The organism is Microbacterium sp. LWH3-1.2 (assembly GCF_040675855.1).
In the GTDB taxonomy this organism is placed as follows: Bacteria; Actinomycetota; Actinomycetes; order Actinomycetales; family Microbacteriaceae; genus Microbacterium.
The window spans coordinates 2,241,235-2,251,930 of the sequence record NZ_JBEGIK010000001.1 but is presented as its reverse complement, the minus strand read 5'-3'; the positions used below and the strand labels follow the sequence as shown (position 1 = coordinate 2,251,930).

At 68.9% G+C, this 10,696-nt stretch carries 12 protein-coding genes; 1 reads left to right on the top strand and 11 read right to left on the bottom strand.

Translation table 11 applies throughout. The annotated features are described in order from the left end of the window. Nucleotides 1–219: 219 nt before the first annotated feature. The 11 genes from MRBLWH3_RS10370 to infC form a co-directional block, all read right to left on the bottom strand. On the bottom strand, nt 220–555 hold the full coding sequence (locus MRBLWH3_RS10370; protein ID WP_363431394.1) for a dienelactone hydrolase family protein: 336 nt from the start codon (nt 553–555) through the stop codon (nt 220–222). A 20-nt stretch (nt 556–575) separates the two neighbouring features. Beyond that, nucleotides 576–3,113 carry a phenylalanine--tRNA ligase subunit beta gene (gene pheT, locus MRBLWH3_RS10365; protein ID WP_363431391.1) on the bottom strand — a complete coding sequence of 846 codons (2,538 nt, stop codon included), beginning with the start codon at nt 3,111–3,113 and terminating at the stop codon, nt 576–578. After that, nucleotides 3,113–4,162 carry a phenylalanine--tRNA ligase subunit alpha gene (gene pheS / locus MRBLWH3_RS10360; RefSeq protein ID WP_363431388.1) on the bottom strand — a complete coding sequence of 350 codons (1,050 nt, stop codon included), beginning with the start codon at nt 4,160–4,162 and terminating at the stop codon, nt 3,113–3,115. Before pheS ends, pheT begins: the two co-directional genes overlap by 1 nt. A 46-nt stretch (nt 4,163–4,208) precedes the next feature. After that, nucleotides 4,209–5,126: an amino acid ABC transporter permease gene (locus MRBLWH3_RS10355; protein ID WP_363431386.1), complete on the bottom strand. Its 918-nt coding sequence runs from the start codon at nt 5,124–5,126 to the stop codon at nt 4,209–4,211. Continuing rightward, on the bottom strand, nt 5,123–5,770 hold the full coding sequence (locus MRBLWH3_RS10350; protein WP_363431384.1) for an amino acid ABC transporter permease: 648 nt from the start codon (nt 5,768–5,770) through the stop codon (nt 5,123–5,125). The genes MRBLWH3_RS10355 and MRBLWH3_RS10350 overlap by 4 nt, the downstream gene beginning before the upstream one ends. A 73-nt stretch (nt 5,771–5,843) precedes the next feature. Then, complete coding sequence (locus tag MRBLWH3_RS10345) at nt 5,844–6,761, bottom strand: glutamate ABC transporter substrate-binding protein (RefSeq protein WP_363431381.1); 918 nt, start codon at nt 6,759–6,761, stop codon at nt 5,844–5,846. A 61-nt stretch (nt 6,762–6,822) separates the two neighbouring features. Then, nucleotides 6,823–7,614: an amino acid ABC transporter ATP-binding protein gene (locus MRBLWH3_RS10340; protein ID WP_414685353.1), complete on the bottom strand. Its 792-nt coding sequence runs from the start codon at nt 7,612–7,614 to the stop codon at nt 6,823–6,825. An 87-nt stretch (nt 7,615–7,701) separates the two neighbouring features. Then, nucleotides 7,702–8,502, bottom strand: coding sequence for a TrmH family RNA methyltransferase (locus tag MRBLWH3_RS10335; protein WP_363431378.1), 801 nt, complete (start codon nt 8,500–8,502; stop codon nt 7,702–7,704). Between the two features lie 128 nt (nt 8,503–8,630). Then, nucleotides 8,631–9,014 carry a 50S ribosomal protein L20 gene (gene rplT, locus MRBLWH3_RS10330; protein WP_045297244.1) on the bottom strand — a complete coding sequence of 128 codons (384 nt, stop codon included), beginning with the start codon at nt 9,012–9,014 and terminating at the stop codon, nt 8,631–8,633. Between the two features lie 32 nt (nt 9,015–9,046). After that, on the bottom strand, nt 9,047–9,241 hold the full coding sequence (gene rpmI, locus MRBLWH3_RS10325) for a 50S ribosomal protein L35 (protein WP_045297246.1): 195 nt from the start codon (nt 9,239–9,241) through the stop codon (nt 9,047–9,049). A gap of 70 nt (nt 9,242–9,311) precedes the next feature. Further along, a complete protein-coding gene (gene infC, locus MRBLWH3_RS10320; RefSeq protein ID WP_414685352.1) occupies nt 9,312–9,953 on the bottom strand; it encodes a translation initiation factor IF-3 in 642 nt (213 codons plus the stop codon). A gap of 320 nt (nt 9,954–10,273) precedes the next feature. Between infC and MRBLWH3_RS10315 the strand changes: the two genes are divergently transcribed. Further along, on the top strand, nt 10,274–10,690 hold the full coding sequence (locus MRBLWH3_RS10315) for a DUF1844 domain-containing protein (protein WP_378903483.1): 417 nt from the start codon (nt 10,274–10,276) through the stop codon (nt 10,688–10,690). Nucleotides 10,691–10,696: the final 6 nt, after the last annotated feature.

Sequence of the window (10,696 nt, the reverse complement as noted above, 5' to 3'; positions counted from 1 at the left end):
AGAGTCTGGGGCTGAGGGCCGGAGACGGCGACGCCCACTCGCGACGGTCCATGACAGGACGGCGTGCGGGGGTCGCCTAGAGTCGGCGCTCGCCCAGACGGCGTCGGCGCGCGGGAACGGCGCTCGGAACGAGCGTCGGGAGTCCCTGGGTCGCCGAAGGCATGCGCCGACGATAGCGGCCGGGCCGCGGCATCCGCAAATCGCTCGTCAGTGTCGAGGTCACGGGCGCGACCGCGAGCCGCGCAGGCGATGACATCGTGCGCTGCGAATGGCGGGGACTGCGGCCTCCTCATCGCCGCTGTTCATCGCCGCGAAGAGCTCCGCGCCCAGCGCCGGAGCGACGCCGCCACGGCTGAGGATGCCGGGCGCCGCGACCAGCCAGCCCTCGGTCGCGAAACGGTCGGCCACGTCAAGATATGTCCGACAGAAATGTCCGACCAGACCCCAGATCTCGTGGATGAGGACCAGTCCGCCGATCGGCGCGCCCGCCGGACGGGGGATGTAGACCTCGAGGACCTCGCCGTCGGCGAGCGGAACCGTGATCATCTCGGACATGGTGCCCTCCGATACGGATGCTACTCGCGCAGCGTCGCCCCGAAACGCTCGGTCGCCACTGCCACGCCCGCGAGCTTCGCCTCGGTCGCCTCGGCGGCCGTGAGCGTGCGGTCGGGGGCGCGGAAGCGCAGCGCGAACGTCAGGCTCTTCTCCCCCTCGGGCACGCCCCGTCCGCGATAGTCGTCGACCAGCCGGACGGACTCGAGCAGCTCCCCCGCACCCGTGACGAGCGCGGCGCTCACCTCGGCTGCCGGGACGTCGACGCCGAGCACGAGCGACACGTCCTGCGTCGCGGCCGGGAAGCCCGACAGCGACGCCGCGACGACCTTCTCGCCCGCGAGCGAGAGCACGAGGTCGAGATCGAGCTCGGCGACGAGGACGCGTCCCGGGAGATCGGATGCCTCGGCCACCGCGGGGAGCAGCTCACCGACGTAGCCGACCTCGGTGCCGTCGACGGACAGCACGCCGGCACGGCCAGGGTGCAGCGCGGCGCGCTCACCCTGCGCGACGTCGATCGTGACGCCCGCGGCCGCCGCGATCGTGCGGACCGCGTCGAGGGCGTCGGCGAGCTCCGCCGTCACGGGCGCGACACCGGGCTGCTTCGCGACGAGGCTGCCCGTGAGCAGGACGGCGACGTGGCGGTGCTGGGGCGGAATCGAGGCGTCGAGCTCCGCCAGGGTCGCCGCATCCGGTCGCACGGCCAAGGGCGGCACGAACGGGGTGCCGTACTGCGCACCCGGCTTCGGAAGGAACACCACGCCGGTCTCGAAGAGCGTGAGATCCGTGAAGCCGCGTGCCACGTTGCGATGCGCGACCTGCAGCAGACCGGGCACGAGCGAACGACGCAGGAACGGCGCCTGCCCGTCGAGGGCGTTCGCGAGTCTGACGCTCGGCAGGTGCTGCCCCGAGGCCGAGCCGTGCAGGTCGTTCTGCTCCTCGGTGGTGAACCCGAACGACGGTGTCTCGACGAACCCGGCGGCGGCGAGCGCGTTCGCCACGCGACGGCGGCCCTGCTGCGCGGCGGTGAGGCCGCGGCCCGACGGCGGCGTGGGCAGCACCGACGGGATGCGGTCGTAGCCCTCGATTCGGGCGACTTCCTCAGCGAGCGTCCACTTGTCGGTGAGGTCGGGACGCCACGACGGCGGGATGACCTGCCATCCGGCGGCGTCGTCCTCGGCCTCCACGACCTCGCAGCCGATCAGCCGCAGCGCGGCCTCGATCTGGTTCGGCGTGTAGTCGACCCCGATGAGGTGCTGCACGAACGTCGGCGGCAGATCGATGCCGGGGATGAACACCTCGGCGAACAGCGCGGCGCCGTATTCATCGTCGCTCGTGCCGCCGGCGTACTCGACCATGAGGTCGGCCACGCGACGCGCGGCGACGAACGGCACGAGCGGGTCGACGCCGCGTTCGAAGCGACGGGATGCCTCGCTCGGCAGCTTATGCCGGCGAGCCGTGCGCGCGATCGACACGGTGTCGAAGGTGGCCGCTTCGATGAGCACGTTGCGGGTCGCGTCGCCCATCTCCGTGGTGCCGCCGCCCATGACGCCGGCGAGGCCGATCGGCCCCGACTCGTCGGTGATGAGCAGGTCCTCGACATCGAGAGCGCGGACCTTGCCGTCGAGCGTCTCGAGCTTCTCACCGCGGGTCGCACGGCGCACCGTGATGCCGCCCTGCAGCTTGTCGAGGTCGTAGCCGTGGATCGGCTGGCCGAGTTCGAGCATCACGTAGTTGGTGATGTCGATGAGGATGCCGAGCGAGCGGATGCCCGCGAGCGAGAGTCGCGCGATCATCCAGGCGGGGGTGGGCTTGGTGGGGTCGACGTCGCGCACCACGCGCGCGACGAACTCGGTGACGCCGGCGCGGCCGCGGATCGGCGCGAGGTCGTCGGCGCTGACCGGGAATCCGGAGCCCGGAGCGAGCTCTTCCCACGCGCGATCGGCGGGGTCACGGAACGCCGCACCGGTCGAGTGCGAGTACTCACGCGCGACACCGCGGATCGACAGCGCATAGCCGCGGTCGGGGGTCACGTTGATCTCCACGGCGACGTCGTCGAGACCGAGAAGGCCGATCGCGTCGGTGCCGACCGGCGCGTCGATGCCGAGCTCCACGAGGCGCAGGATCCCGTTGTGCTCTTCGCCGAGACCCAGCTCGCGGGCCGAGGCGATCATGCCGTCCGATACATGGCCGTAGGTCTTGCGCGCGGCGATCGGGAACGGGCCGGGGAGCACCGCGCCGGGCAGCGTCACCACGACCTTGTCGCCGACGAAGAAGTTGCGCGCACCGCACACGACGCCGTGCACCGCGTCGCCGCCGTCCGCGGCGGTCTCGCCGTCGGGCGCGACACGCACCTGGACCCATCGGATCGTCTTGCCGTTGGACTGCGGCTCCTCCACGAACTCGAGCACCTCGCCCACGACGATCGGCCCCTGCAGCTCGAAGCGGTGCACGTCCTCCTCTTCGAACCCGACGCGCACGAGCGCCGCGAGGACGTCCTCGGGCGCAGCATCCGCAGGGACGTCGACGTACTCACGAAGCCATGAGAGCGGGACGCGCATCAGACCACCATTCCGAACTGCTCGCTGAAGCGGACATCGCCCTCGGCCATGTCGCGCATGTCCTGGACGTCGCTGCGGAACATCAGCGTCCGCTCGATGCCCATCCCGAACGCGAAGCCCGAGTACTCCTCCGGGTCGATCCCCGCCGCCCGCAGCACGTTCGGGTTGATCATGCCGCAACCGCCCCACTCGATCCATCGGGCGCCGCCCTTGAACGTGGGGTGCCACAGGTCGAGCTCTGCCGACGGCTCGGTGAAGGGGAAGAAGTTCGCGCGGAACCGCGTCTTGGCCTCCGCACCGAACAGCACCTTGGCGGCGTGGTCGAGCGTTCCCTTCAGGTGGGCCATCGTGATGCCCTTGTCGACGACGATGCCCTCGAACTGGGTGAAGACAGGCAGGTGCGTCGCGTCGAACTCGTCCGTGCGGTACACGCGTCCCGGGCACAGCACGTACAGCGGCAGATCGCGCTCGAGCATGGAGCGCACCTGGACCGGACTGGTGTGGGTGCGCATCACGAGGTGACGCTCCACCGGGTCGACGAAGAAGGTGTCCTGCATCTGGCGCGCGGGGTGGTCGACGTCGAAGTTCAGCGCGTCGAAGTTGAACCACTCGTGCTCGAGCTCGGGGCCTTCTGCGATCTCCCAGCCCATCCCGACGAAGATGTCGGCGATCTGCTCCTGCAGGAGGGAGATCGGATGCCGCGCCCCGACGCGCGCGCGGGCGGCGAGGGCTGTGATGTCGACGCGCTCCGCCTCGAGCTTGGCGGCGGTCTCGGCCGCGGCGAGCTCCTCCTCGCGGGCGGCGAAGGCCTGGTTCACGCGGCCGCGAGCCTGGCCGACGAGCTTGCCGAACTCGGCCTTCCTGTCGTTCGGCACGTCGCGCAGCCGAGCGTTGAGCTTCGCCAGCGGCGAGCCCTCGGCGGAGTGCGCGGAGCGGGCGGCCTTCAGAGCTGCGGTGTCGCCTGCAGCCGCGATGGCCTCGAGAGCGGCGTCGACGGCGGCGTTCACCGCCTCAGGCGTGATCTCGGTGGTTTCGGGAGCGTCGGACACGAGAGACGAGTCTACCGACGGCGCGCCGCCCCTCGCGGCCGGCGCGTCACCCGCCGCCGGTCTTGGGATCGTCGGGACCGAGAGCGCGCTGGGCGACGATGAGCTCGGTGTCGGTGCCGCCTTGGGGCGCCGCGCCCGCGCCGGCAACCGCGACGGCACGCGGCGATCGCCGCAGCCGCTTCTCGACGGTGTACGCCACGTAGGACAGGGCAAGGCACAGGGCCACGTAGATCGTTCCGGCGACGAGTGCGGCTGGGATCAGCGGCGATCCGAGCACGGCGTTCGACCCCAGCAGACGTGCGAAGTACAGCAGCTCGGGGTACGTGATGATGAAGCCCAGGGCGGTGTCCTTCAGCGTCACCACGAGCTGGGCGATGATGACGGGCATCATGGCGCGGATGGCCTGCGGCATGAGGATCAACCGCATGACGCCGGCCTTGCGGAGGCCGATCGCGTAGCCTGCCTCTCGCTGCCCCCTTGGCAGCGATTCCACGCCGGCGCGGATGACTTCGGCCAGCACCGAGCCGTTGTAGGCGATCAGCGCGATGACGACCGCCCAATAGGACGACATCTTTATCCCGATCACGGGGAGCCCGTAATACAGCAGGATCATGAAGATCAGCACCGGGATAGCGCGGAACACCTCGGTGATGCCGGTGATGGGCATCCGCACCCACGCGTGATCCGACAGCCGGCCGATCGCGAGGAGGAAGCCGAGGATCATCGCACCCACGGATGCCACGGCGAACGCGGCGAGCGTGCGCAGCGTCGCGAGCCCGAACTGCTCCCAGATGCGCGTGAAGGTGAACGCGTACCACTTCTCGGGGGTGAACTGGCCGGTCACCCAGAAACGCCACAGCACCCAGCCGAGGACCGCGAGCACGACGAGCACCGTGATCGCGCCCAGTATGCGGTTGCGGATGACCGCCCGTGGACCCGGGACGTCGTAGAGCACCGAACTCATCGCGCCACCCTCCATCGGTTCTCGAGTACTCGCTGCAGCCAGGCGAGCAGCAGCACCATCACGACGAAGAACACCATGACCCACACGATCGTGAGCAGCTGGTTCTCACCGTTCTCGCTCATCTCCGCACGGATGTTGCCGAGATTCACGACCGAAAAGCCGGCAGCCACCGTCGTGTTCTTCAGCAGCGCGATGAACACGCTCATCATGGGCGGGATGACCGAGCGCGCCGCCTGCGGAAGCACGATGAGCGACATGACCTGACCGAAGGTCAGCCCGAGAGCGCGGGCCGCCTCGGCCTGGCCGACCGGCACGGTATTGATGCCGGAGCGGATCGTCTCTGCCACATAGGTGGCCGTGTAGATGCCGAGCGCCCAGACCGCCAGCACGAGGAAGTTCGCGCGACCGGGCAGGAGGAGCGGCACGCAGAATGCGAAGAAGAACATCACGAGCGTGAGCGGGGTGTTGCGGATCCAGTTCACGTACACGGTGCCCACCGCCCGCGCCACCGGGATCGGCGACACCCTCATGGCGCCCACGATGACCCCCAGGATGAGCGCGATCACCGCGCCGCCGAAGAACAGCACGAGAGTGCCCACGAGAGCGTCGCGCCACAGATCCGGATAGTCCGTGATGATGTTCACCGACGCGTCCTCCTCCTCCTCGGATGAGGTGGCGGCACCCGGATGTCACACCGGATGTCGCCACCATCCGTTCTCAGTCGACCGGGTCGACGTCCGGCTGCTCACCCTCGACACCCGCGGCGCCGAGGTTGTTCTCGAAGATGGCTTGCCAGGTGTCGCCGCCGTCGGTGAACATCGTGTTGACGAACTCGACGAACGCCGTGTCGCCCTTCTGGATGCCGACGCCGTAGCGCTCCTCGCTGAACACGTCACCGACGACCTTCAGGTTGTCGGGATCCTGCGCGGCGTAGCCGATGAGGATCGCCTCGTCGGTGGTAACCGCGTCCACCTGGCCGCTCTTGAGCTGCTCGACGCACTGCGAGTACGTGTCGAACTCGGTGGTGGTGGCTTCCGGGTACTCGTCCTTGATCCGCTGGATCGAGGTCGATCCGGTCGCCGAACAGACGTTCTTGCCGGCGAGGTCGTCCGGACCCTCGATGTCGTCGTTGTCGGCGGCGACGAGGAGACCCTGGCCGGTGATGAAGTACGGCCCGGCGAAGGAGATCTGCTCCTTGCGCTTGTCGGTGATCGAATAAGTGCCGACGTAGTAGTCGATGTCGCCGTTCACGATGGCCTGCTCACGGTTGGCCGACGGGATCGCCGTGAACTCGATCTGGTCCTCGTCGTAGCCGAGCGACGCGGCGATCCAGCGCGCGATGTCGACGTCGAAGCCGGTGCGCTCGCCGGTGGTGGGATCGAGGTAGCCGAGACCCGGCTGGTCCTCCTTCACGCCGACTTTGACCGAGCCGCGCTCCGAGATCGCGTCGAACGTCGGGCTGCCCTCGATACTGACGTCGGTGGCCACCTCCCAGGGCGTGCTCGAGGTCTCCTCTTCGCCGGCGTCGCCCTCCTCCGTCGACGTTGCGCCGGGGGTGCCGCTGTTGCACGCCGTCAGCGCGAGCGCCGCGATCGCGATTCCCGCGAGCGCCCCGCCCATCCTGAGCTTTCGCATGTGATCCTCCAACTCCGTTGCGTGTGTTTCTTCGTTCGCCGCGCCGGTGCAGGCGCGGACATCAATGGGTGAGGAGTTTCGACAGGAAGTCCTTCGCGCGATCCGAACGCGGGTGGGTGAAGAACTCCTCCGGTGTCGACTCCTCCACGATCTGGCCGTCGGCCATGAAGACCACGCGGTCGGCCGCCTTGCGCGCGAATCCCATCTCGTGGGTGACGACGATCATCGTCATGCCGTCCTGAGCCAGGCCGACCATGACGTCGAGCACCTCGTTGATCATCTCCGGGTCGAGGGCGCTCGTCGGCTCGTCGAAGAGCATGACCTTCGGCTCCATCGCGAGCGCGCGTGCGATGGCGACGCGCTGCTGCTGACCGCCCGACAGCTGGGCCGGCAGCTTCGCTGCCTGATGACCGACGCCCACGCGATCGAGCAGACGCTTGGCCAGCGCCTCGGCCTCGGCCTTCTTCATGCCCTTGACCTTGATCGGGCCGAGCGTGACGTTGTCAAGGATCGTCAGGTGCGCGAAGAGGTTGAACGACTGGAACACCATCCCGACGTCCGCGCGCAGCGCGGCCAGCCCCTTGCCCTCCTTCGGCAGCTCCTTGCCGTCGATGGTGATCGTGCCGCTCGTGATCGTCTCGAGCCGGTTGATGGTGCGGCACAGGGTCGACTTTCCGGATCCTGAGGGACCGATCACGACGACGACCTCGCCGCGGTTGACGGTGAGGTCGATGTCTTTCAGCGCCTGGAAGTCGCCATAGTGCTTCTGGACGTTGGTGATCTGAACCAGCGGGTCGCCGCGACGGACGTTGATGTTCGACGTCTTCGGCGTGCTGTCATCGGGCGTCGTCATACCGTCACCCTAGGACCGGCGAGGACCGCACTGCCAGTAGCGTGCCGCGTCTTTACCGTGTTGTAACAGCGCAGGAACGAGCACTGTTCAGCCTGCGGCCCGCTGGGCGAAGGCGGTCTCGTACAGGCAGACACTCGCCGCGGTGGCCAGGTTCAGCGACTCGGCCGCACCGTAGATCGGGAGCCGCAGCGACAGGTCGGCCAGTGCGAGCGCGTCTTCCTCAAGACCGCGCGCCTCGTTGCCGAAGAGCCACGCCGTGGGCTCGGCGAGCACGTCGCGCGAGGCGAGGAAGTCCCCGCCCCCGACATCGGCGGCGACGACCCGGACGCGGGCCGCGTGCGCCTTCTCGACGGCTGTGGCGAGATCGACTCCGACCGCGACCGGCACGTGGAAGAGCGACCCTGTCGTCGCACGCACGACCTTGGGGTTGTACGGGTCCACGGTGCGCCCCGTGAGCACGACGGCATCCGCCCCGGCGGCATCGGCCGCGCGGATGATGGTGCCGAGGTTGCCCGGGTCGCGCACCTCCTCGCAGATCGCGACGAGGCGCGGCGAGGCGGCGAACACGTCGCGCAGGGATGTGGGCGACTGGTGGGCGACCGCGACGATGCCCTGCGGCGTCACCGTGTCGGCCATCGCGTCGAGGACTGCCTCGGTCGTGTAGACGACCTCGAGTCCGGCTGCCTTCGCGGCGTCGCGCACATCGTCGTGCTTCTCGAGCGCGCTCGGCGTGGCGAAGATCTCGACGAGCGTGTCGGGCCGGTACGCGAGCGCCTCGCGCGCGGCCTGCGGACCCTCCAGCAGGAACAGGCCGGTCTCCTGACGGGCGCTGCGCTTCGTCAGCTTCGCGACGGCGCGGACACGCGGAGAGCGAGGGTTCTCGAGCACGGCTCTCAGTCTAGAGTCGCGGCATCCGGTCTCCGGCATGCGTTTCTCGCCGTGCGCCGCCGGCGAACATGCGAAAGGGACGCCCTCGTGAAGGAGGGCGTCCCTTTCGAGGCGACGGATGCCGCGGGTCAGGCGCTCTTGGGAGCGTTGACGTTCTCGGGCAGGGCCTTCTTGGCGGTCTGGACGAGCGACGCGAACGTCTTGGGCTCGTTCACCGCGAGCTCGGCGAGCATGCGGCGGTCGACCTGCACGCCTGCGAGGCCGAGGCCCTGGATGAAGCGGTTGTACGTGATGCCGTTCTGACGGGCCGCGGCGTTGATGCGCTGGATCCACAGGCGACGGAAGTCGCCCTTGCGCTTGCGACGGTCGCGGTACGCGTAGACGAGCGAGTGGGTGACCTGCTCCTTCGCCTTGCGGTACAGGCGCGAACGCTGGCCACGGTAACCCGAGGCGCGCTCGAGGATGACGCGACGCTTCTTGTGGGCGTTGACGGCCCGCTTGACTCTAGCCATTTCTTGATGTTCCTAACTTGCGTCGGCGCGCGTCAGCGGCCGAGGAGCTTCTTCGCGACCTTGGCGTCGCCCGGGGCGAGGACCTGCTCCTGCGACAGGCGGCGGGTGCGGCGGCTGGGCTTGCCCTCGAAGTTGTGGCGAAGGTTCGCCTGCTGCTTCATGAGCTTCCCGCTGCCGGTGACCTTGAAGCGCTTCTTGGCGCCCGAGTGGGTCTTCTGCTTCGGCATCTCTTCTTCCTTCGTTTCACTTCCCGCCCAGGCGGGAGTCGGTATCCCGCGGTGCGGGAGTCTGTGGGGCCTACTCGGCCGGGGCTGCCTCGGTGGCGGCGGCCGGGGCGTCGGCTGCAGGTGCCTGTGCCGCTGCAGCCGGAGCGTCGGCCTGCGCCGCCCCGCCGCTGCGGGCGGAGCGGGCAGCTTCCTTGTTCGCGGCGCGCTGAGCGTTCTGCTCGGTCTTCACCTCGGACTTGTTCTTGTGCGGTGCGACCACCATCACCATGTTGCGGCCGTCGATCGTGGGGTTCGATTCGACGGTGCCGAACTCGGCGACGTCCTCCGCGAACTTGCGGAGCAGGCGCACACCCTGCTCGGGACGCGACTGCTCGCGACCGCGGAACAGGATCATCGCCTTGACCTTGTCGCCGGACTGGAGGAAGCCCTCGGCGCGCTTGAGCTTGGTGATGTAGTCGTGGGCCTCGATCTTCAGACGGAACCGGACCTCCTTGAGGACGGTGTTCGCCTGATTGCGACGCGCTTCCTTGGCCTTCTGCGCAGCCTCGTACTTGAACTTGCCGTAGTCCATGATCTTGACCACGGGCGGCTTCGAGTTCGGGGCCACCTCGACGAGATCGAGGTCGGCCTCCTGGGCCAGGCGCAGCGCCACCTCGATGCGGACGACGCCGACCTGCTCTCCGTTCGGGCCGACGAGGCGGACCTCGGGCACCCGGATGCGGTCGTTGGTGCGGGGATCGCTGATGCGGAACTCCTTGGGTATGTGGGCTGGACCACCGCGACACGCAGTCGTGTCGCGGGCGGAGGAAGATCCACTCCACCCGTCAGACGCTTCGAGCGCCGACTTCCTGCACCCTCTCCGGTGACGGAGTTCCCGCCCGGTCGCCCGGCCGGCTACCCCGGCCGCGGAACGGTCGGGGCGGAGTGCATGACCCGGTAGCCTGGAACGGCAAGCGCGGGTGGGATGTGATCCACTTTCCGATCCGGTGCAGAACGCACCGGAGACCGCAGCAGTCTATCAGAGAGAACGGCGTGGACACGATTCGAGACCAGGACGGCGATCCGACGAGCACGACGGCAGTGGATGCTGAGCGTCAGGCGCGCTGGGAAGAACAGGAGCGGGCGGCCGCCTCCGCCTCGCGCGACATCGCCGACGTGCCGGCCGTCGAGGTCATCACCACGGCCGCCGTGCACCTCATGAGCGCCGCCGCCGTCAAGGTCGGACTGGCCGATGACCCCGCGACGCAGACCGACCTCGACGAGGCGCGCAAGCTCATCAATGCGCTGGCCGGACTCATCACCGCCGGCGCGCCCGAGATCAGCGACATGCACGCCCGCTCACTCCGCGACGGACTGCGATCGGTTCAGCTCGCGTTCCGCGAGGCATCCGTCATTCCCGATCCCATCGGCAAGGGGCCGGGCGAGAAGTGGACCGGCCCGGTCACCTGACGCGCT